Below are 22,672 nucleotides of genomic sequence, written 5' to 3' on the forward strand. Positions count from 1 at the left end.
GCATTCGTGTCTCATAAACACCCTGAGGATAAATAATCCTCAGGGTGTTTTTCATTTCAGGTCTGAGTTACACTATCTACCCTATAAAATAGAATCAGGAATTCCTATGCATTGCCCATTTTGCTCAGCTGTAGATACGAAAGTGATTGACTCGCGTCTGGTTGGTGAAGGCTCACAAGTGCGCAGGCGCCGCCAGTGTTTGGTTTGCCATGAACGCTTCACCACATTTGAAGTGGCGGAACTTGTTATGCCTCGGGTAATTAAAAGTGACGACATTCGCGAACCTTTCGATGAAGAAAAGCTCAACCGAGGCATGTTGAAAGCCTTAGAAAAACGTCCTGTCAGTTCCGATGCTATCGATCAAGCCATAATTTCTATTAAATCCCACCTACGAGCGACTGGCGAGCGTGAAGTTCCCTCTAAGTTGATTGGTAATTTGGTGATGGATGAACTCAAAAAACTCGATAAAGTGGCTTATATTCGCTTTGCCTCTGTCTATCGTAGTTTTGAAGATGTACGTGAATTTGGCGAAGAAATTGCCAAGTTACAGGACTAATACCGATGCTTGAACAAGACCATATCTACATGGCCCGAGCCTTTGAGTTGGCAAAAAAAGGACGTTTTACGACATCACCGAACCCAAATGTGGGTTGCGTGATTGTGCGCGACGGTGAAATTGTCGGCGAGGGCTACCATCAAAAAGCGGGAGAGCCGCACGCGGAAGTCCATGCACTTCGAATGGCGGGTGATAAAGCGAAAGGCGCCACAGCTTATGTGACCCTTGAGCCTTGTAGCCATCACGGCCGTACCCCACCTTGTGCAGAAGCGTTAATTAATGCGGGGATCACCCGCGTTGTCGCGGCAATGCAAGACCCTAACCCTCAAGTGGCTGGCCGCGGTTTATTTATGTTATCTCAAGCGGGAATAGAAACTGCCAGCAATATTCTGTTGGAAGAAGCCGAGGCACTAAACCGTGGCTTTTTAAAACGCATGCGTACCGCATTTCCTTACATTCAATTAAAACTCGCCGCATCATTAGATGGCAAGACCGCATTAGCGAATGGGGAAAGTAAGTGGATCACGAGCCCAGCGGCGCGTAAAGATGTTCAAGTGCTGCGCGCTCAAGCTAGTGCTATTTTGAGTACCAGTAATACGGTGCTTGCTGATGATCCTGCTTTGACGGTGCGTTGGAACGAATTACCTGCGGATGTTCAAGCACAATACCCAGAAGAAAAGCTGCGCCAACCTATTCGTATTGTGTTAGATAGACACAATCGCGTGAAGCCCGAACATAAAGTGACACAGTTAGAAGGTGAATGCTGGCTAATCCGCCCAACGCCGGATACCACAGAAACATGGCAGGGCAATGTCGAACAACTTGCTATCCCTGCAGATGATAATGGCATCGATTTAGTGATTTTGATGATGCAATTAGCGAAACGTAATGTGAATAGTATTTGGGTAGAGGCGGGCGCTAAGCTTGCAGGCTCGTTATTAAAACTCGGTTTAGTCGACGAACTGATCGTCTATATCGCACCTAAATTACTTGGGGATACTGCACGTGGGTTAGTGAGTCTCCCTGAATTAAGCGCATTATCAGATGCGCCTCAATTTGAATTTACTGATGTTGAAAAAGTCGGAAATGACCTTCGCGTCAGGTTACGCCCTGTATGGTAAATGTGTTTTTTTAGCGGTTTGCTGAAATTCACTCGTACGGTTACCTAAAGAATGTGATAAAATCCGCGCCCCGCGGGTTGTAATTAATATTTGAGGAAGATTATGAACGTAATCAAAGGTGTTGTTGCTGCGCCAAAAGCGCGTGTTGCTATCGCTATCGCTCGTTTTAACAACTTTATTAATGATAGCCTGCTGGACGGTGCTGTTGACGCGTTAGAGCGTATTGGCCAAGTTGCTCAAGATAACATCACCGTTGTTTGGGTACCAGGTGCTTATGAATTACCACTGACAGTGAAAGCACTGGTTGAAACCAAAAAATATGATGCAGTTATCGCATTAGGTACTGTTATTCGTGGCGGTACTGCCCACTTTGAATTTGTTGCAGGTGAGTGCAGCTCAGGTCTGTCTCATGTTGCATTAAATAGCGAAGTTCCTGTGACTTTCGGTGTATTAACCACTGAAAATATCGAGCAAGCCATTGAGCGTGCTGGTACTAAAGCAGGTAACAAAGGTGCAGAAGCTGCACTGACCGCTCTCGAAATGATTAATGTGATTAAAGCTGTAAAAGGCAAATAATGCGCGTCATATCTCGGTTCTATGAGTTCGAGATATGCTGTGTAGTTTTTTTTATTTAAGGGGAATCTTGTGAAACCTGCTGCTCGTCGTCGCGCTCGTGAGTGTGCTGTACAGGCCATTTATTCATGGCAATTATCCGGTAATCCTATTGCCGACGTAGAATATGAGTTTATTGCTGAACAGGACATGTCTGACGTTGACGTAACCTATTTCCGTGAGCTGATTTCTGGTATTGCAAACAATGCTACGAAGCTGGATCAATTAATGTCACCTTACTTATCTCGTCAGTTAGAAGAGTTAGGTCAAGTTGAGAAAGCGATTTTACGTGTAGCAATGTATGAACTAAGCTATAGAGAAGATGTACCTTTCAAAGTTGCTATCAATGAAGGTATTGAATTAGCGAAAGTTTTTGGTGCTGAAGATAGCCATAAGTTTGTCAACGGTGTGTTAGATAAAGCAGCACCTGCGGTACGTCGTAAGAAATAAACATAATCAGGTTCCCTCCTGTAATACGTAAGTCATAATGGGTAGGCTGGGTTCCAGTCTACTCTAGTACTTATGTCTGGCTTTTCAGTTTATGACAAGTGAGACATAGCGAAAATGGAAAATCTACCATGTCATATGGCGAATTTGACCTCATCGCACGTTTTTTTAATCGCCAAGCTGTAAACCGACGTGATGTTAATATCGGTATTGGCGATGATTGTGCGCTAATGACTATCCCTGAAAAACAGCAACTTGCTGTGAGTACCGACACCCTAGTTTCCGGTATTCATTTTCTACCCGATATCTCTCCCGCTGACCTTGCCTATAAATCCCTAGCTTCAAATTTAAGTGATCTTGCTGCGATGGGAGCTGATCCCGCTTGGGTTTCTCTCGCCATTACTTTGCCAAGTGTAAATAGTGAATGGCTACAATCTTTTAGCGATATGTTGTTTGATCAATTGAATTACTATGGAATGCAGCTGATTGGGGGAGACACGACTCGTGGGCCAATGAGTTTAACTTATACCGTTCATGGTCTTGTACCGGCTGGCAAAGCGTTATCTCGCTCTGGTGCACGTAATGGTGATTGGATTTATGTAACGGGCACGTTGGGAGATAGCGCGGCAGGGCTTGCGATACTGCAAGACAGATTACATGCTGAAAACCTTGAGCATAAACAGTGGCTGATTGAGCGCCATTTACGCCCACAACCACGCATTTTACAGGGGCAGGCTTTACGCAATTTAGCTTCATCTGCGATTGATATCTCAGATGGGTTAGTTTCCGATCTCAACCATATATTAAAAGCGAGTGGTTGCGGAGCGCGGATCAATCTCGATGCCTTACCGCAGTCTGATGCGTTGAAGCAGAATTGTTCTATTGAGCAAGCAAGGATTTGGTCACTAAGTGGTGGGGAAGACTATGAGTTATGCTTTACGGTACCTGAAATGAATCGGGGAGCCTTAGAAGTTGCGCTTGCTCATACGGGTTCAGGTTTTACCTGTATTGGTCAAATTAAGCCCCAATCCGAAGGGATCCGTTATTTTTGTGATAACCAAGCTGTTGAGGTTGACCTCAAGGGCTTCGATCATTTTGTTTAGGAAGATGTCCATGGTGACCGCTCAAGAAAAAGCAGCAGCAAAGAAACGATTAAATATGCGTAATCCGTGGCACCTTCTAGCGACGGGGTTCGGAAGTGGTTTATCGCCAATTGTTCCCGGCACAATGGGCTCATTAGCCGCCATTCCATTTTGGTTGCTAATGGACAAACTCCCTGTTTGGAGCCTATGGGTTATTATCGTCGTTGGATTCTGGTTTGGATGTTGGATCTGCCAACGCACTTCCGATGATATGAGGATCCATGACCATGGCAGTATTGTTTGGGATGAGTTTATTGGCATGTGGATTACACTAATGGCCATCCCTGTGGTGAGTATCCAGTGGGTTCTCACTGGCTTTTTAATTTTCCGTGTTTACGACATGTGGAAACCTTGGCCAATCCGTATTTTTGATCGCCGAGTCAGTGGCGGGTTTGGCATTATGATTGATGACATTATTGCTGCCATATTTGCCTATGTGACGATTTGGCTATTAGTGCACTATCAGGTGATGCCTTTTGATTTGAGTTAACTCCCTCCTTTAAAGATAAAAATATCTTTTTTCAACAAATAAAGTCCTAGTTAAATACTAGGTCTTTATTCTTATCCTAAACTATTTTTTATTTTTACTTTTATTTTTTATGATTAAAGTTAAATTTATTTTCATTTTGAAAAATAAAAATTTCCTTATTTGTAAAAATTAATTTCACTGTAATTATCCTTTCATCACTATTTCTTATTTATTAAAAATTGTAAAAAATAAAGAATTAATATTAACTCGAAATTTGGGTGGTTATTTTATTTTTTGTTTTTCTGTTCTAAGAAAAAATGATTTAGTCAAATTCACGTATGCGTGATGTTTGGTATATTTCTCTGATTATTTAAATGGGAATGGTTTTCATTTATTTAAATGTGAAATTTGTAGATATGATTTATTTGGGGTGTTTTTGTTAAATAAATGCAACAAAAAATAGAGTAAAGTTAAAGTTCCCAATTAAATTTACTAATCATAGGTGTATTTTTAGGGTCTTATTATGAAATGGCAATTTACAGATTGTTACTGATATGACTCTTGAGGTGCGTATACCGAGTAAGAATATTCAAGTAGTATGCTTAGAAAATAACAAGCAAGAATTAATTTTTATAAAACACGCCTTAATTTATTTTTTAGAAAAATTAAATTTTTCTATTTGGCTTGTTATTTTTTAATAAAGTCATCTCGGTTTTGTTTTGATAAAAATATATTTATCTCAATTTTATATTGTCTATTAATAAGGGTTTACTATGTTAATTAATAAAAAAAATCTGATCGTATTATCTATCGCTGCTGGCTTAGGTTTTTCAGGTGCAGCAATGTCTGCAACGAACGCACAAGTAACAGTAACTGGGAATATTGCTGCTGCAACATGTGATTTAAGTGTCACAAATACCAATATCGATTTAGGAACATTTATCTCTTCAGATATTCAAACGGTTGGAACTGTAGCGGGTAGTACTCATAATTTTGATATGAGCTTATCTAACTGTAGTAAAGATTTTGATGCAGAAGGCGGTACTAAATTCGTTCAAATGTATGCGAAAGGTACTGCTTTAGCAGCAAACACGTCGTTATTCAACAATATCGAGAAAGGTACTGTGGGCGTGGAAGTTAAAGCGGATGAGCAACCTGTTAAGCCAAATTCAACCATTAAGTTAAGCAGCATTGATTCACTGACCAAAGAAGGCTCTGCAGTGATCCCTATGAGTGTTGCGTTGAACTCAACAGTGGCAACTCCAAATTCACAGCGTATCGAAGCGCCGATTACTTTCTCTGTAAGCTACGAGTAAGTTTGTCGTGAAATGGCAGGTTTCTGCCATTTCACTTTTTAACTCATCACGAGAAGATAAAAAATGAAATTATTAACTTTACTCCGTACGCTTCCTGTTTTTGCAACTCTGTTTTTTATTCAAATAGGAATGACGTCTGCGGCTGGAGTCGGTATCAATACCACTCGGGTTATTTTCAACCAAGGAAATCAGTCAGTCCCTGTCACTCTGCGCAATAGTACAGAGAAGGAAGAATATTTGGTTCAGGTTTATCTGACAAAAACCGCCAAAGGTACGGCGCAAGACCAAACTTTAGATGTGCTTCCTCCTATGTTCTATCTCGCATCAAGCCAGCAGCGCGATGTTCGCTTAGTGGAAGGTGCCGGATCATCCGCATTACCGAAAGATAGAGAATCTGTTTTTTATTTTCATGCTAGAGCCATTGCAGCAAGTGAAAAGAATGCTGGGCAGCAGAATGCAGCGATGAAAGGTGAAGTGAAAATTGCATTAGAGAGTGTGATTAAAGTTTTTTATCGCCCTAAAAACCTGACGTTAACGGCAGAGCAAGCTCAAGGTAGCCTGACATTTGAAGAGACAGCGAACGGAATCAAAGTGATTAATCCATCGCCATATTACATCACATTGTCATCATTGAGTGTGGGGGGGAAAGCGGTGACGTTAAACCCTGAAATGAACAACACTATGATAGCGCCTTTTGCCAGCATGGATTATCCAACCCCGGTGAAAAAAGGCAAAAAAGTATGGGCTGCCATCAATGATCTTGGGGGACGAAGTGAGTATTCACAACCTTAAACTGGGACAGTATCGATGGGCGCTTTTTGCTGGGATATTTTCCATTGTGGCGATACCCGAAGTGAATGCAGCAAATACCTTAGAGTTGACAGCAGAAATCGACAATGCAGGAGAGTGCGATATTGCGGTTAGCCCTTCATTGATTGAATTCAAACGACGTCCTTCCGTCGGTGAGTTTGTGGCGAATGATGCGGTAGATATCCAACTATTAAGTTTGTCGTATAAATGTACGGGTTATGAAACCAATGCTCGCCCTGAAATAAAAGTAACAGGGAATACAGCTACCGATACCAATTTGTTTTTAACAGCAGATCCAAAAGGCGCCAAAGGCGTTGGTTTTATGCTGAAAGATGGCGCGGTGAAGGATCTTTCTGGTTATTACAATGCAGGTAAAACAGTGGTCAATGGTGATTCGGTACTTCTATCCGCAGGCGCTACTGATGGCGAAAAGCCTTTTACGGTAGGTTTTATTCGCCAAGTCGGTAATAACACCGTCACCGCAGGTGCAGTGAAAGCCGCAATCTTATTCACTGTTGTGATGCCATAAATGGAGGCGATATGAACAAATATTCATATTTTCTCATGGCTTCATTGTTCGTTTTTACAGGGGAACTGTTTGCTGCTTCAAACACGGTGAGTATTAACTTTGATGCGCATTTATATCGTAGAACGTGCGATGTAAACCTCTCCGAAAGTGTGGTGGCTTATGGAAAAGTGAAGCCCCAAACCATTGTTGATAATGACTCTGGTGTTAGTACCGCTCTAAATCGCAATGTGATTTTAACCTTAGCCAACTGCTCCGGTCTGGGCACATTAAGTGGTAGCAAAGTCATTGTGACCGGCCCTAGCCAAGTCATGAATAAAGAAACCTTGTTTAAGGAAAGTGGTTCTTCAGGCGGTGTGGGTATTCGATTAAAAGCCGATGGGAAAAATAAGGTTAGCGGGGATTCGGTTTGGGATTTATCTGCGACCAGCAATCAAGGAAGCCAAATTACAGTGGTCACGGCGCTTTCATGTGGAAATTGCCAAAACGTTCAGAAAATTCAATTAGGCACATTTAAAGCCACCATGATGTTTACCGTTTTAGCTTATTGAGCCGTTTATTGAGTGATGAATCTATTAATAATAAAAATAACGGAATACTTTCAACTATGTTTAAGAAAACAGGTACATTACTTTTTATCTCTCATTTATTTGTGTTGTTAATTAGCATTAACGTTAATTCAGCACAAGCGGGATTGCTTCTAGAAAAAAGTCGTATTATTTGGAGCGATACCGACACTCAGCAATCAGTGACATTAACCAATGACAGTGATGACATTTATTTAATTCAATCCGGTGTATTTAATACACCAACGGGCACCCAAGAATCGCCACTGTTTTCTGTTATTCCACCTTTATATCGTTTAGATGCGAATAAACAGCAAACTATGAAAGTCTTATTACAAAGCTCTCCAGAATCATTGCCTCAAGATAGAGAATCAATTTTCTATTTTAGCGCGATTGCTATTCCAGGTGTTTCTCCTGAATTATCGGAAAATTCAGCGGCGCAATTATCAATCGGCACTCGCTTAGTCATTAAGCTATTTTATCGTCCCGTAAAATTTGCACAGTCGCCAGATGCTGCCGTGGCTAACCTGCAATTCCACACATTGCCGAAAGGTTTATGTGTTGCGAATCACTCCCCTTATTTTATTACGCTCAGCGAAGTCAAAGTGGGTAATCAAGTGTTTGTTGAGTTAGCTGGCACGATGGTGGCGCCGTTTAGCCATCAGACATTGGCGATTTCAGATTCCATTTCTGTACAAACGCCGATGCGTTGGCAGGCCATCAATGATTACGGTGGTGATACTGCACCTTACTCGGGTTCGGTGAAGGAGAATAAGGGGTCGTTATGTCAGTAATGAAATCGCTGTGTGGATGGGTTTTGATGATGACGCTAAGCCATGCGTTTGCTTCAGAGATAAATGAAGGTTTTCATTTTTCACCTGAACGTTTGGTCTATTTGGAAAGTAATACCAAAGGGATCTCTGCGGGTCTACAAAATGGCACCTCAAAAGCGGCATTGATTCAAGCACAAATTGTACCGACGGATCTTCAAACGGGTTTACCTTTGACGGAACATCAAGGGGAAAGCCATGAGGCTTTTTTGATTACGCCACCATTACATAAATTAAATATCAATGAACGTTTTAACTGGCGTATTCAGCGTGTTAATGATGGAAAACTCGCTACCGATAGAGAAACCGTTTTCTACGTTGCGCTGAAAGTGATCCCTGCATCTGATGCTAATGATAAAGCCGCATCACAATTTATTTTGGCGCCAACTATCTATTTAAAAATGCTGTATCGCCCTAAACAAATTGAAGAATTACGTTTAGACGCACAAACCGCAAAATTAGATATCACAGCACAAGGCAGCAAAATCACGATTAACAATCCAACGCCACTCTCTATGACATTAGCTAGCTTATCTGTGGGGGATTATGACGTGCCAGTAGAGAAATTCACCCATGGAATTGCGCCTTTTGGGCAACAGGTCATTTCTCTTGAAAAAAACGTATCAGGCACGATTACGTGGCGTGTATTGAATGAATACAGCATACCGACAAAGGTGGAAGTGAGGGGCGAGCATGAAAGCTAAAATGCGTGATGGCGTTTTTGCCATTTCCCCGATTGCTTTGGCTCTGGCGTGCTGTTTATCCATGGGGAATGCGGTGGCAGAACCTTATTTTGATCCAACACTATTAAATCTACCTGAAGGAACTAGCATAGATAGCATTGATTTATCCGCATTTACGCGTTCTGAATCGGTAACGGCGGGGCGTTATATGGTTACGCTGAGGATCAATAAAGAAGACCAAGGGCAAAAAGAGATCTATTTTTCTGCAGATGCGGCGGGGAATATCGTGCCGGAAATTACCCCTGCGTTATTGGATGAATATGGGGTAAATGTTGAGGGTATTCCAACATTAAGATCCTTACCAAAAGATGAACCGATCACGTCTTTAGAGGCTGCTCTGCCAGACTCTCAAGTGCAGTTTGATGTATCCAAGTTGGATTTAAACATCAATATTCCTCAAGTCGCTATGCGTCAAAAATCCCGTGGTGCGATAGATCCGAGTTTATTGGATCAAGGGATCACTGCGTTTTTGTTTAACTATCAAGTTAATGGTAGTAAACAAAAGCACAGTGGCTCTAGTGCAAGTGGCAAAAATACCAATGATTCGCTGTATGCCAATATTAGCGGTGGTTTTAATTTGGCAGCGTGGCGCTTGCGTTCAAACTTTCTGTATATGGAAAACAAATCCAAGAGCAATGGCTACAGTACCAGCCATCGGGAAAGTGAATTTTCACGCACAACGGTTTCACGGGACATTCAACGCTTAGATTCCGAGTTAGTGATTGGTGAAACCAGCACACTCAGTGATGTCTTTGATAGCGTTCCATTTAAAGGGATCCGTTTGTTATCAAATGAACAAATGTTATCCAAAGGAGATCGCGGATTTGCGCCAGAAATTCGTGGTGTTGCAATGTCTAACTCGCGGATCATCATCAGACAAAATGGCAACATTATTTATCAAACCTATGTGGCACCAGGGCCTTTTGTCATCAATGATATTTATCCAACGGGAACGGCAGGGGACTTAGAAGTTTCTGTACAAGAGGAAGATGGTACCACCCGAGTATTCACTCAAGCATTCTCTTCATTGCCTGTCATGCAACGTGCTGGCGGTGTTAAATATGAAGTTGCTGCCGGTAAATATGATGGTGGGATCACAGATGGCTCCAAAGAGCAGCAGTTTATTATGGGAACGTTGATCTATGGTTTACCGAAGGCAATCACTCTGTATACAGGGTTGCTTGGGGCAAATCATTATTGGAGCGGCATGGTTGGAACAGGGATTTCACTCGGTAGCTTTGGGGCGCTTTCCATGGATGTTACGCATGCACAAGCCTCGATTAATCATGAAAGCAAACAAGGGCAATCTTTTCGTATTCGCTATTCCAAAAACTTATCGGAAAGTGGCACATCCGTTGACTTAACCGCACTGCGCTACTCAACGAAAGAATATTACAGTTTTGCAGATTTCAACCAAGCGGGTTACCAGTTAAAAGAGAACGTCGCACCGTGGCTTAATGGTCGCCAGCGTAGCAGTTTCCAAACCTACATTAACCAATCTTTGGGCAAATGGGGCTCTATCTATTTACGCGGAATGCGCAGTGATTATTGGGGTAAGTCTGACACTGTGACGACGTTGGGTATTGGCTATAACGGCTTTTATCGTGGTATCAACTATGGCATCGATTACAGCATTAGTCGTACCGAAGGTAATGGAAATTGGCCTGAAAATAAGCAAGTTAGCCTCAATATGAGCATTCCGTTCAGCATTTTCAGTGACCACAAGAATATTGAGAGTATTAATAGTACGTTCCAAGTAAGCCATGATAATTCTGGGCGCACTTACCAGCAGGTTGGTATTAATGGTCAGTTATTAGATAACAAACTGAGTTATCAGCTGACTGAAAGTGGCGATAATCGCGACCAAAAAATGACAAGCTCAGTGAATGTGGGCTATCAAGGCAGTAAAGGGTATTACGGTGGTGGATATAGTTATGGCCGTGATAGCCAAATGATGTATGTCAATGCCTCCGGTGGAATGGTTGTCCATTCAGGCGGTGTTTCTCTAAGCCAATATTTAGGCAATTCGGCAGCTATCGTTTATGCACCGGATGCAGCGGGAACTAAGGTGAATAATGGCTCAACGGTTATCGATGCCAATGGCTACGGTATTATTCCGCATTTATCAGACTATACGCAAAATATCGCCAACTTGGATGTGAATACATTACCTGAAAACGTCGAAAGCAAAGAGAATTCGTTGAATCTCTACCCAACCAAAGGGGCTATTGTGAGAGCGAACTTTAAAACCTTAAAAGGGTATCAAGCGATGGTCACCTTGCAGCAGCCAAATCAGGTTCCAATGGGCGCCATTGCGTCATTGCATCAAGATGATAGCGCAGAAGAAGACGTTATTTCGGGCATTGTGAGTGATAACGGACGCGTTTATTTAAGTGGGTTGCCGGAGTCAGGGCAGATAGTCATCAAGTGGGGAAAAAGTGGTTCCGAGCGCTGTGAAGCGCCTTTCAATATGGATAAATCCACAGAAAACGCCTATTCGTCATTACGCAATTTAACTCTGTCATGCCGTTAAGTGGTCTGGATATTTTATGAAAATGAATACAATAAATAAGATGACATTATCAAGTTTAAAAAATCTAGTAATGAGCACATTACTGATGCTAATTAGCATTGCTCAGAGTTTTGCAGGTAATGTTACGGTGCTTAATGGCAGGGGCTTGATTGGGGTTTACGGTGAATACAGTACGACAGTGTCTTCATATACAGACGCCCCTTCATGGGGCGATACAGAAAAATTTTATTATGTTCAGCTCTATAATAACTTTAATGGATATATCAACTATTGTGTCGATGCGGCTGGCATCGTGAGTGCAATTGATGGGGTAAAAGGCATGCCCATCGCAAACGGTGCAATGATACTAGTACCGGAATTTGTGTTTACGGATAGACGAGACCAAGGTGCTAATAATAGTTATATCGACACGATTACTGGGCACTTTAATGGGTGGGGCTCAGGAACCAATGAGCAATTAGGAACTGGAGATTGTCTTTGGGCTCCAAATCAAAGCACACCCACACCGGTAATGCGGCATAACGTCACTGCAACAGGTCGTATGTTAATCTATGGAACGGGTAATCAACGAAGTGGAACTTACCGATTAGCAGATGATATTGGAATAGTGATTCAAAACCCTCGAAATGGAACAAGAACCAGCCGATTAGTGTCGAAAGCGGAGAATATTGTCGTTACGGTGTCAGGATTAACTTGTACTCTCAACACGCCATCTTATGTGAATTTTGGTTCCCATAGTGCGAGTAGCAAAAGTAATGAGTTGCTTTCTACCATGCGAAACAACATGTCAGTACAGTGCGATCAAATTGCGAATAAGATCGCAGCGACGATTTCGTTATCAGGCAATGTGAAGCCGCAATATTACGCAGGTAATAATCTGGAAGTGAACTTATTAAATGCCCAGCAGAAGGCAGGCGCGTATGTCAAAATGTACGTCATGGTCAACGGTAATAAAACACCAATTACTTTAGATCAGAACCCAATTGATTTAGCTAAAATCACCGCTCAGCAAACCAATGTCAGTTTTAATAATGAACTCGTGTATGAGCTTTATTCTCGTGGTAATAATGTGGCGGGTAAGGTGAGTGGCAGTGCGGAATTGTCGATAATTATGCGCTAAGAGTGAGGCTAATCAGTTAGTGAATTAGGGCGTTACTTTTGTGGTAACGCCCTAATTTTTATAAGTTACTTATTCTGGTAAGTATTGATGGCGCTCACGATCCCTGTCGCGTCTAAACCCAGATCCGCTAATAACTCATCTTGGGTGCCTTGAGGAATAAAGAAATCCGGTAGACCCAGGTTCAGAACAGGGAGAATTTTCTTCTCGCTCATCAGGAATTCATTCACACCGCTGCCTGCGCCGCCCATAATCGCATTTTCTTCCAACGTCACGATCAGGTCATGGGTATTGGCCATTTCTAAGATCAGCGCTTCATCTAATGGTTTCACAAAACGCATATCGACGACGGTAGCATTGATTTGTTCTGCGGCTTCTAAAGCGTTGCTCAGTAATGTACCGAAACTGAGGATCGCCACTTTTTCGCCTTGGCGACGAACAATTCCTTTACCAATTTCAAGCGGTGCTAATGGCATTAATTCCGCCCCTGTACCTGCGCCACGAGGATAGCGAACCGCGGTAGGGCCTTCTTGATAGTGGTAGCCAGTGTGCAGCATTTGACGGCATTCATTTTCATCACTTGGCGTCATGATCACCATCGTTGGGATGCAACGTAAGAATGAAATATCGAATGATCCTTGGTGAGTTTGGCCATCAGCACCGACGATACCCGCACGGTCAATAGCAAACATCACAGGGAGTTTTTGGATAGCGACATCGTGGATCACTTGGTCGTAACCACGTTGTAAGAAAGTCGAGTAAATTGCCACGATTGGGTTATAGCCACCAATGGCAAGTCCTGCTGCGAAGGTGACCGCGTGTTGCTCGGCAATCGCGACATCAAAGTATTGGTCTGGGTACTCTTTCGAGAAACGAACCATACCAGAGCCTTCACGCATCGCCGGGGTAACGGCCATCAGTTTATCGTCACCTTTAGCCTCTTCACACAGCCAATCCCCAAAAATTTTGGAGAATGTCGGTCTGGTGTCTTTGCTTTTTGGTAATGTAAAAGTAGCAGGGTCAAACTTAGGTACGGCGTGCCAGCTAATTGGGTCTTTCTCTGCCGGCTCATAGCCACGACCTTTTTTGGTCATAATGTGCAGGAATTGAGGGCCTTTTAACTCGCGCATATTTTTTAACGTTTGGATCAGCGCAATCACATCGTGCCCGTCAACAGGGCCTATGTAGTTAAAGCCTAGCTCTTCAAACATTGTGCCAGGAACAACCATGCCTTTGATATGTTCTTCCGTTTTCTTGAGTAACTCTTTGATTGGCGGGATATTCGAGAAAACTTTCTTTCCACCTTCACGCAGTGTGGTATACAGCTTGCCGGAAAGTAAATGGGCTAAATGGTTATTCAGCGCGCCAACGTTTTCTGAAATCGACATTTCATTGTCGTTGAGGATAACCAGCATATCGGGGGCAGCATCCCCAGCATGGTTCATGGCTTCAAAAGCCATACCCGCCGTAATGGCACCATCACCGATGACACAAACTGTTTTACGGTTTTTATCTTCTTTTTCTGCGGCGATAGCCATACCTAAACCGGCACTAATGGAGGTTGAGGAATGACCAACACTAAGAATGTCGTACTCGCTTTCGGCACGCCATGGGAATGGATGTAACCCATTTTTTTGACGTATGGTGTCGATTCTGTCGCGGCGCCCAGTCAAAATTTTGTGCGGATACGCTTGGTGACCGACATCCCAGACAAGATTATCAAATGGAGTTTTATAGACGTAATGCAGAGCAACCGTTAATTCAATGGCGCCCAATCCTGATGCAAAGTGACCGCTCGAGCGACTGACGCTATTTAGTAGAAATTGTCTCAGTTCATCACAAAGCTTTGGCAAGCTTTCTTTTGGCAGAAGGCGCAGTTCATCAGGCGTCTCTGCCAGTGCCAGCGTTGGATATTTCGCGGTATCTATACTCATTAGGTGCTCACTACTTAAATTAATTAGGGCGATGCCTGTTAACGTCGAGCGGTTGCTGACCGTGATTTTTTTGCGTTGATCGTATTTTATAAGTCGTCACAACGGCTCTAAGTTACTCAGGTAATCAATGTTATAATTATCGGTCTTATCTATACCAAAAGGCAAAGCATATTGTCAGCTTTTGCGCTCAATAACAAAATTGGCTAAAGCTCTCAACAGCTCCGTATTGTAACCTTGGGATTGCAAAGATTCTAAAGCCGTGATCGCATCTTGATAGAGCTCTTTGGCTTTTTGTTGGGCAGCGTCAAGACCTAACAGTGATGGATAAGTGCTTTTTTCATGTTGTTCATCAGCACCTTGGCGTTTGCCTGTCACTGTGCTGTCTCCGATGACGTCTAGAATATCGTCTTGAACTTGAAAGGCAAGCCCAATAGATTCAGCGTATTTATCTAAACTTACTAATGCTTGGTGACCTTTATTACCTGCTGCATAGGCGCCGAGGCGAATAGCGGCTCGAATTAACGCGCCAGTTTTATGCTGGTGGATACGCTCGAGTGAAATCAGGTCAACCCGTTTGCCTTCAGCATCAAGATCTAACGCTTGCCCACCACACATACCCGCTAAACCGCTGGCATAAGCCAATTCAGCAATCATCGCAATGCGGTCTTTGTCGGAAACATTAGGCATGAACGCACTGGAAAGTAATTGGAAAGCGAATGTTTGTAAGGCATCGCCGGCGAGTACGGCATTACCTTCACCAAACTTAATGTGGCAAGTTGGTTGCCCGCGGCGCAGGTCGTCGTCATCCATAGCAGGTAAATCATCATGGATCAGCGAATAAGCATGAATGCATTCTACAGCGGCAGCTGGCGCATCTAAGTTATCCAGGCTAACTCCCAGCATTTCACCGACGGCATAGGTTAAGAAAGGGCGTAAGCGCTTACCACCGAGTAAAGTGCCGTATTTCATGGCTTGCGCTAAAGGCAAATCAGCAAAAGGGAGCGCGTCTAATGAGGTCAATAGGTATTGGTTAACTCTATCGTGGGCTTGGCGTTGCTGGCGCACAAAGGCGTCTGGGTGTTGTTCGGACATAATTTATTCTGTATCAGGTGAGAAATCGTCGAGGGCTTTATTTTCGTCATCGCTCAGCAAAATTTGGACACGTTGTTCTGCTTGCTGGAGGACTTTTTGACCTTGTTTAGCAATTTGGACACCTCGTTCAAATTCGTTTAAAGCATCTTCCAAAGGTAGCTCTCCGGATTCTAAGCGAGCGACAATTTGCTCCAGCTCTTGAAGGGAGTTTTCAAAACTAACGGTAGGAACTTGCTGAGATTTTTCTTTAGCCATAATCGTTAATCACTAATGTTAAATCACTTAAAAGTGGGGGAACTTTAATTATTGTGCAGACTAACTTAGTCTCGCAATGGTTACAATTTATTATTGGTGTTTTTAGATTCAGTACGCAAGATAGTGCTATAATACGCCTCTTTATTGACAACTGGTAAAGTGCACAAAAGTCACTTTTTCGCAACGTCCGTTTGCCCCACTAACCAAGAACATGCCACGACTATGAAGTTTATTATTAAGTTATTCCCAGAAATCACTATCAAAAGCCAAACAGTTAGACTCCGTTTTATTAAAATTCTAACCAGTAATATCCGCAATGTATTGAAGAGTCTTGGCGAAGAGATCTCGGTTGTCCGTAATTGGGATAACATTGAAGTGCGTGTTAAAGGGGAATCAAAGCACGACGAAATTTGTGACATGCTGAGCCGTATTCCCGGCATCCACCACATCTTAGAAGTGGAAGAGAAGCCTTTCACCAGTTTACACCATATTTTTGAAATGACACTGGAAGCCTACGGGTCATCTGTGGAGAACAAAACGTTCTGTGTGCGTGTGAAGCGTCGTGGTAAACACGAGTTTTCATCCATTGATGCAGAGCGTTATATCGGCGGCGGCTTGAACCAGCATATCGCCTCCGCGAAAGTGAAACTGAAAGACCCTGATACCACCGTACATCTGGAAATTGAAGATGACAATTTGATCCTTGTGAAAGCGCGCATCGAAGGGATCGGCGGTTTCCCAATTGGTACTCAAGAAGATGTACTGTCACTGATTTCGGGTGGTTTTGACTCTGGGGTTTCCAGCTATATGTTAATGCGCCGTGGTTGCCGAGTGCATTACTGCTTCTTTAACCTTGGCGGTGCTGCCCATGAAATTGGTGTGAAGCAAATTGCTCACTATTTATGGAACCGTTTTGGCAGCTCCCATAAAGTGCGTTTTATTGCGGTTAACTTTGAACCTGTTGTGGCTGAGATTCTAGAGAAAGTCGATGACGGTCAAATGGGCGTCGTATTAAAACGTATGATGGTCCGTGCGGCTTCTAAAGTGGCAGAGCGTTACGGTGTTCAAGCTATCGTCACCGGTGAAGCACTTGGACAGGTTTCTAGCCAAACATTGACGAACTTGCGTTTGATCGATAATGCTTCCGACACATTAGTTTTACGTCCGCTGATCTCTCATGATAAAGAGCACATTATCAAGTTAGCTCGTCAAATTGGTACGGAAGATTTCGCGAAAACCATGCCGGAATATTGCGGTGTGATCTCGAAAAGCCCAACGGTGAAAGCGGTGAAAGCGCGTATTGAAGCGGAAGAAGAGAATTTCGATTTTGGTATCTTAGAGTCTGTCGTTGAGCAGGCGCAAAACATTGATATTCGTCAGATTGCACAAGAAAGTCTTGAGAAAGTACCTGAAGTTGAGATGGTTAGCCAACTTTCGGCAGATAATGAAGTTATCTTAGATATTCGCTCAATTGATGAGTTTGAAGATAAGCCATTGAAGGTTGAAGGAATTGAAATTAAACATATTCCATTCTACAAACTGGGCACACAATTTGGTGATTTACCAAAAGAGAAAACGTACCTGTTGTATTGCGACCGTGGCGTAATGAGCCGTCTGCAAGCGTTGTACTTGAAAGAGCAAGGCTTTGAGAATATTAAGGTTTACCGCCCGTAAGTTGTCAGGCGATGTTGAATGAAAAAGCGAGCTGATTAGCTCGCTTTTTTGTTTCTAGTCTTCCAGATAATCATTAATACCGGGTGGTAAAACGAGTTGTGAGGCGACATTGGCTGCGGTTTTTCGTCCTTGCAATAATTCAATCAATTTCAGTGCAAAGTCAAAGGCTGTCGCAGGGCCTTGGCTAGTCAGTAAATTTACTCGCTCATCAAAATAGACGCGCTTATCGACCCATTTATGAGCTGGAATTTTATCTCGCATGCTTGGAAAAGCAGTCATATTCCCAAGAGGGAATAGTTGGTGGTGCTCCAAAACAAGAGCTGGAGCGGCACAAATGGCTGCCACAATTTTTCCATCTAAATGCATGCGCCTGATTTTCTCAACCACCAGTGGGCTATCACGGAAAGCTTCTGCTCCTGCCAGACCGCCGGGTAACACGATGGCGTCAAAAGGTTCGTCTGCAACGCGGATGATGGGAAGGTCGGCAACGAGTTTAATACCTCTAGATGCGGTTATCTCTAACGTTCCGTCTTCCGTCACACTGGCTAATGTCACCTGTATTCCGGCACGAACCAGTAAATCAGCGGTCGTGACGGTTTCAATTTCTTCACTACCATTGGCGATGCATATCAGCACGGAGGTTGTCATAACTTTGTTCTCTATTTTTAATTAAGTGATACAAACGGTCATTCTCAGGGGTGGCTAAGCCATGAGCTCGAGCTTTTTTGATTAAGAAGCCCGTGATGTAATCAATTTCAGTTCTGCGATGATGGCGAACATCTTGCCGCATGGATGAATAGTTTTCCGATGTTTGATGAATAATGTCATAGACGCGTTCGGTCATCTCTTCTTTATCAGTATGCAACCCCTCGGCAACCATCACTTGGCAGCATTCATCTATGACCCGTGAAATTTGTTCAGGATAGTGAATGATTTGCCCATTGGTACAATTGTGTTCTGTGGAAAGTGGGTTTATCACGCAATTAACGACCAGTTTTCGCCAAATGGTATTGAGGATCTGATTATGCCATGCCACATCCGGTAGAGCTTCATGCAGGATATTGGCGATAGGGTAATAAGCTTCTGCTTGAGAGTTGACGGCACCTATATGAGTGATACCGCTGGCAGTATGAAAAACTTGGTTGTTATCTTGCCACGCCGCATGAGTTGTAACTCCGCTCAAAAATGGATGGCGCAATGTGCCTAACTCTTCCAAGGTGCCTAATCCGTTATGCAGTAGGAGAATAGGGCTAGTTTCAGGAATGATGGGCAGCAGGGGCAATAAAGCATCAGAAACTTGCCATGCTTTCAAACAGACAATCACTAATTCGCTTGTGTGTAGATGCTGATGGTTATTGCAAGGAATTAATTCGCGGAAAATTTTATCGTCAGGTCCATTAACATCAACAAATAAGTCGGATTGAGCAACTCGTAGCCATCCTTGAACATTGTGTCCTTGTGAGGAGAGGGCGGCTAGCCAAAGTTTACCAATAGCACCACAGCCAATCAGGGTTATTTTCATCGATTTTCCCTACTATCTGAGAGCGGTTGATTTGGATTAATAAGCGCCATCATAGCGATTTTAATATGATATCCAAATAATTAGTTGCGTTATACAAGTGAGCCAATCTGACAACATGGAGTGTCATGGGCAAATAAGCTATTATAAGCCGATTGATTATAGGAGAGCGTTAAAATGCCATCATTTGATATTGTATCTGAAGTTGAAATGAGTGAAGTCCGCAATGCGGTAGAAAATGCTCAGCGCGAACTGACTAGCCGCTGGGATTTTAAAAATATCACGGCAAGCTTTGAACTGAATGATAAGAATGAGTCTATCAAAGTGACTAGTGAATCCGATTTCCAAGTTTTACAACTGCTTGATATCTTAAGAGAGAAAATGGCAAAACGGGGAATTGATGGCGCAGTGCTGAATGTCCCTGAAGATATTGTACATAGCGGCAAAACTTACAGCGTGGAAGTGACTTTAAAACAAGGCATTGAAGCGAGTATGGCGAAGAAAGTTGTTAAGCTGATTAAAGACAGCAAGTTGAAAGTGCAGGCGCAAATTCAAGGCGAACAAGTGCGTGTAACAGGTAAGGCACGAGATGATTTACAAGCTGTTATGGCGTTAGTCCGTGGCGGTAACTTAGGTCAACCATTCCAGTTTAATAACTTCCGCGACTAATTGATAAGCGTGTTTTAGTTATTGAAAATAGCCCGCAATATTGCGGGCTATTTGTTAATTATAAGATTACATATGATTAAGCGTGAATAATGGCTTCAAGCTCTGCTTGGTTAACCATTTTCTTATCAATCTTGATATAAATACTCATCTCTTCAGCAATCACAACCACATCAAGCACACCGTTCATGGCTTTTAATTGTTCCTGAAGTTTGTTGATATTTTTAAAACGATGTGGAAGCACCATGCGAATACTGCTGACGTAAGGCGGTTGTTTCATGGTTAAGCTGATAGCAAACCAGATAACACAAAGCAGTAGTCCGCCGATAAATACGGTACTGGCTCCTTCAAATTTATACAACCAGCCTCCCAGAATTCCGCCTAAGGCTACCCCTAGAAATTGGCTGGTGGAGTAGACACCCATGGCCGTTCCTTTGTATCCGGCTGGAGCTTCTTTACTGATCAGGGACGGTAAAATGGCTTCCATCACGTTAAATGCAATAAAGAACAGTTGGATCCCTAAGAAGATAATCCAAAGCTGGTGACCTGATTGCCATAAAACAATTTCCGCAGCCGCTAAGAGCAAAATGCAGAACAGGAAAACTTGCTTCATTTTGCGCTGTTTTTCCGCGTAAATAATAAAAGGAAGTACGCAAACAAAGGCGACTAACATGGTGACTAAATACGCTTTCCAGTGATCTTGTGCCAAGTAACCGGCATCGGTCATGATCAAGGGTAGGGCGACAAAGCTGGACATTAGCAGAGTATGCAGACTTAAAATTCCGACATTCAGTTTGAGAAGTTGGGGATTAAGTAAAACCGCTTTTAAATTGCTTTTAACAAAAGCAGATTCACGGTTTACAACATGGTGAGTGTTATTGGGTACCACAAAGAGAGTAACGAAAATAGCACCAACGGCTAATAAGGTGATCCCCCAAAATAAGCCGCTTAGGCCAACAGCATGGGTCACAATAGGCCCTAAAACTAAGGCGATAGCAAACGTTACACCAAAGCTAATACCTAAAAATGCCATTGCTTTTGTACGATTTTGTTCGCGGGTCAAATCCGATAACAAAGCCATAACGGCAGCAGAGATAGCACCAGCGCCCTGTAAAGCTCGACCAATAATAATGCCCCAAATAGAATCGCTTAGCGCGGCAATAACACTACCTGCAATAAAAATAAGTAGGCCAAAAACAATGAGAGGTTTACGACCAATACGGTCAGACATCAAACCAAAAGGAATTTGAAAAACAGCTTGGCTAAGCCCATAAATACCAATCGCCAACCCAATCAAAAACTCGTTAGCGCCCTGTAAGTGCATCCCATAACTGGTGAGGATCGGGAGCACCATAAACATGCCGAGCATGCGAAGGGAGAATACGGATCCTAGTCCCCAAGTGGCACGGAGTTCTAGGTGGGTCATTTTATTATCATTCATAAAAATACTCGTTATATTTTGAGCTGTAGCGGTGTTGGCTACGCTCACTAACTCAGGTCACATACTTATGTATGTTCCTAGGGATTAGTTTCTTGCCGCCAATACTCTTCATATTTCGAGCTGTAGCAGTGTTGGCTACGCTCACTAACCCTAGTCACATACTAATGTATGCTCCTAGGGATTAGTTTCACTTGCCGCCTTGCTACAACACGAACTATTTTGAGTATTAAATTCTCTATATTTAAAGATAAATTAGTGAGTTATGTTTTTTATATAAAAGCATTGGTTTATTGATAGCAGGCGGCTATTTAACCATAAAAATCATCACAAAAATATTCGCAGACAAAGAAAAACGGCGGGAAGTTTGCACTCCCCGCCGTTTGAACGCATTTATTGTCAATGATGCAATAAATTATCGGACTAACGCTATAACAGTATCGCTTGTAACGGTTGGGTCAACTGACATCATCACACTTAGCGAGGTAATCGCTACGATAGAGAAGATGAACAGCTTACGCGCCCAAACTCGGTCGTCATTTTCGGTTTTGAAACCAGAAATTGCCATACCAAGCCACCATAAGCTAACCGCAGCGCCGACAACCAGATATTTATAGCCTGCGTATCCGCTAATCGCTAACATTAATGTTGCGACCATAAACGCAAGGATATACAAGAAGATATGAGTCTTAGCGACAGATATACCCTTGATCACCGGTAACACGGGAATGTTTGCGGCTTTGTAATCCTTAAAGCGGAAAATTGCGATGGCATATGAGTGCGGCATCTGCCACAAGCTGAAGATTAACAGCAGGATTAAGGCTCCAGCGTCAAATTCATTTGTGACAGCGCAGTAGCCGATAACCGGTGGTGCTGCGCCAGATAGGCTGCCAATCAACGTGCCATAAACAGACTTACGCTTCATGTACAGGCTATACACGCCCACGTACACAATGAAACCAATGAGTGCAAGGAGCATTGCCAGAGCATTGGCTGCTACGAGTAGCAGCACCATGCCAGCAATACCTAATGCAGCAGCGTAAATCAGGCTAGCTTTCGGGTCAATCAGCCCTTTAACTAAAGGGCGATTCTTAGTTCTTTCCATGATACGGTCAATATCACGGTCGATGTAGTTGTTAAATACACAACCAGAAGCCACGACCAATGATACACCCAGCAAAGTCGCAATAAACAGCGGGTAGTCAATTGACCCTTTAGAGGCCAGCAGAAAACCACCGATCACAGAAATCAGATTTCCGAATATAATTCCTGGTTTGGTCACTTGCAGGTATTGCTTAAACATATC

23 protein-coding genes are annotated in these 22,672 nt (G+C 43.0%); 16 read left to right on the forward strand and 7 right to left on the reverse strand.

From position 1 onward, the window contains the following. Positions 1 to 106 precede the first annotated feature (106 nt). From nrdR to H0913_RS04135, 14 genes are all read left to right on the forward strand, one after another. Positions 107 to 556: a transcriptional regulator NrdR gene (gene nrdR / locus H0913_RS04070; protein WP_006662792.1), complete on the forward strand. Its 450-nt coding sequence runs from the start codon at positions 107 to 109 to the stop codon at positions 554 to 556. 5 nt (positions 557 to 561) lie between these two features. Further along, positions 562 to 1,677 (forward strand): bifunctional diaminohydroxyphosphoribosylaminopyrimidine deaminase/5-amino-6-(5-phosphoribosylamino)uracil reductase RibD, encoded by a 1,116-nt coding sequence (gene ribD, locus H0913_RS04075; protein WP_154602749.1) that lies wholly within the window; start codon positions 562 to 564, stop codon positions 1,675 to 1,677. 102 nt (positions 1,678 to 1,779) lie between these two features. Next, positions 1,780 to 2,253: a 6,7-dimethyl-8-ribityllumazine synthase gene (ribE, locus tag H0913_RS04080; RefSeq protein WP_036953837.1), complete on the forward strand. Its 474-nt coding sequence runs from the start codon at positions 1,780 to 1,782 to the stop codon at positions 2,251 to 2,253. 69 nt (positions 2,254 to 2,322) lie between these two features. After that, on the forward strand, positions 2,323 to 2,739 hold the full coding sequence (nusB, locus tag H0913_RS04085) for a transcription antitermination factor NusB (protein ID WP_036953841.1): 417 nt from the start codon (positions 2,323 to 2,325) through the stop codon (positions 2,737 to 2,739). A 128-nt stretch (positions 2,740 to 2,867) separates the two neighbouring features. Continuing rightward, positions 2,868 to 3,839, forward strand: coding sequence for a thiamine-phosphate kinase (gene thiL / locus H0913_RS04090; protein WP_154602748.1), 972 nt, complete (start codon positions 2,868 to 2,870; stop codon positions 3,837 to 3,839). Positions 3,840 to 3,849: 10 nt separating this feature from the next. Further along, complete coding sequence (pgpA, locus tag H0913_RS04095) at positions 3,850 to 4,368, forward strand: phosphatidylglycerophosphatase A (RefSeq protein ID WP_181478018.1); 519 nt, start codon at positions 3,850 to 3,852, stop codon at positions 4,366 to 4,368. 752 nt (positions 4,369 to 5,120) lie between these two features. Continuing rightward, positions 5,121 to 5,663 carry a fimbrial protein gene (locus H0913_RS04100; RefSeq protein ID WP_154602746.1) on the forward strand — a complete coding sequence of 181 codons (543 nt, stop codon included), beginning with the start codon at positions 5,121 to 5,123 and terminating at the stop codon, positions 5,661 to 5,663. 63 nt (positions 5,664 to 5,726) lie between these two features. After that, a complete protein-coding gene (locus H0913_RS04105; protein WP_154637972.1) occupies positions 5,727 to 6,455 on the forward strand; it encodes a molecular chaperone in 729 nt (242 codons plus the stop codon). After that, positions 6,436 to 7,002: a fimbrial protein gene (locus H0913_RS04110; RefSeq protein WP_232368825.1), complete on the forward strand. Its 567-nt coding sequence runs from the start codon at positions 6,436 to 6,438 to the stop codon at positions 7,000 to 7,002. The genes H0913_RS04105 and H0913_RS04110 overlap by 20 nt, the downstream gene beginning before the upstream one ends. Before the next feature lie 11 nt (positions 7,003 to 7,013). After that, positions 7,014 to 7,550, forward strand: a complete 537-nt coding sequence (locus H0913_RS04115) for a fimbrial protein (protein ID WP_230086589.1) — start codon at positions 7,014 to 7,016, stop codon at positions 7,548 to 7,550. A gap of 56 nt (positions 7,551 to 7,606) precedes the next feature. Beyond that, positions 7,607 to 8,359 carry a molecular chaperone gene (locus H0913_RS04120; protein ID WP_181478019.1) on the forward strand — a complete coding sequence of 251 codons (753 nt, stop codon included), beginning with the start codon at positions 7,607 to 7,609 and terminating at the stop codon, positions 8,357 to 8,359. After that, positions 8,350 to 9,099 carry a molecular chaperone gene (locus H0913_RS04125; protein ID WP_154637974.1) on the forward strand — a complete coding sequence of 250 codons (750 nt, stop codon included), beginning with the start codon at positions 8,350 to 8,352 and terminating at the stop codon, positions 9,097 to 9,099. The genes H0913_RS04120 and H0913_RS04125 overlap by 10 nt, the downstream gene beginning before the upstream one ends. Continuing rightward, on the forward strand, positions 9,089 to 11,671 hold the full coding sequence (locus H0913_RS04130; protein ID WP_232368826.1) for a fimbria/pilus outer membrane usher protein: 2,583 nt from the start codon (positions 9,089 to 9,091) through the stop codon (positions 11,669 to 11,671). The genes H0913_RS04125 and H0913_RS04130 overlap by 11 nt, the downstream gene beginning before the upstream one ends. A gap of 70 nt (positions 11,672 to 11,741) precedes the next feature. Further along, positions 11,742 to 12,791 (forward strand): hypothetical protein, encoded by a 1,050-nt coding sequence (locus H0913_RS04135; RefSeq protein WP_232368827.1) that lies wholly within the window; start codon positions 11,742 to 11,744, stop codon positions 12,789 to 12,791. Between the two features lie 65 nt (positions 12,792 to 12,856). Here the strand turns inward: H0913_RS04135 and dxs are convergent, their stop codons facing one another. The 3 genes from dxs to xseB form a co-directional block, all read right to left on the reverse strand. Next, complete coding sequence (gene dxs, locus H0913_RS04140) at positions 12,857 to 14,722, reverse strand: 1-deoxy-D-xylulose-5-phosphate synthase (RefSeq protein WP_154602740.1); 1,866 nt, start codon at positions 14,720 to 14,722, stop codon at positions 12,857 to 12,859. A 174-nt stretch (positions 14,723 to 14,896) separates the two neighbouring features. Continuing rightward, positions 14,897 to 15,814, reverse strand: a complete 918-nt coding sequence (gene ispA, locus H0913_RS04145) for a (2E,6E)-farnesyl diphosphate synthase (RefSeq protein WP_181478020.1) — start codon at positions 15,812 to 15,814, stop codon at positions 14,897 to 14,899. Positions 15,815 to 15,817: 3 nt separating this feature from the next. After that, complete coding sequence (gene xseB, locus H0913_RS04150) at positions 15,818 to 16,069, reverse strand: exodeoxyribonuclease VII small subunit (RefSeq protein WP_036953869.1); 252 nt, start codon at positions 16,067 to 16,069, stop codon at positions 15,818 to 15,820. 222 nt (positions 16,070 to 16,291) lie between these two features. Here xseB and thiI point away from each other — a divergent pair, with 222 nt between their 5' ends. Next, entirely contained in the window at positions 16,292 to 17,743 is a 1,452-nt protein-coding gene (thiI, locus tag H0913_RS04155; RefSeq protein WP_181478021.1) for a tRNA uracil 4-sulfurtransferase ThiI, read from the forward strand. Between the two features lie 54 nt (positions 17,744 to 17,797). Here the strand turns inward: thiI and yajL are convergent, their stop codons facing one another. Together yajL and panE are read right to left on the reverse strand one after the other, a co-directional pair. Next, positions 17,798 to 18,391 (reverse strand): protein deglycase YajL, encoded by a 594-nt coding sequence (gene yajL, locus H0913_RS04160; protein WP_154602738.1) that lies wholly within the window; start codon positions 18,389 to 18,391, stop codon positions 17,798 to 17,800. Then, positions 18,354 to 19,265 carry a 2-dehydropantoate 2-reductase gene (gene panE / locus H0913_RS04165; protein ID WP_154602737.1) on the reverse strand — a complete coding sequence of 304 codons (912 nt, stop codon included), beginning with the start codon at positions 19,263 to 19,265 and terminating at the stop codon, positions 18,354 to 18,356. The genes yajL and panE overlap by 38 nt, the downstream gene beginning before the upstream one ends. Positions 19,266 to 19,439: 174 nt before the next feature. On the opposite strand from panE, the gene H0913_RS04170 reads away from it, so the two are divergent. Then, positions 19,440 to 19,931 carry a YajQ family cyclic di-GMP-binding protein gene (locus tag H0913_RS04170; protein ID WP_036953882.1) on the forward strand — a complete coding sequence of 164 codons (492 nt, stop codon included), beginning with the start codon at positions 19,440 to 19,442 and terminating at the stop codon, positions 19,929 to 19,931. Positions 19,932 to 20,007: 76 nt separating this feature from the next. Here H0913_RS04170 and H0913_RS04175 read toward each other — a convergent pair whose 3' ends face one another. Further along, a complete protein-coding gene (locus tag H0913_RS04175) occupies positions 20,008 to 21,369 on the reverse strand; it encodes an MFS transporter (RefSeq protein ID WP_181478022.1) in 1,362 nt (453 codons plus the stop codon). Between the two features lie 412 nt (positions 21,370 to 21,781). Continuing rightward, entirely contained in the window at positions 21,782 to 22,669 is an 888-nt protein-coding gene (gene cyoE / locus H0913_RS04180; RefSeq protein WP_181478023.1) for a heme o synthase, read from the reverse strand. Between the last annotated feature and the right edge of the window lie 3 nt (positions 22,670 to 22,672).

Origin of the sequence: Providencia rettgeri, from assembly GCF_013702265.1 — a bacterium.
Classification (GTDB): domain Bacteria; phylum Pseudomonadota; class Gammaproteobacteria; order Enterobacterales; family Enterobacteriaceae; genus Providencia; species Providencia zhijiangensis.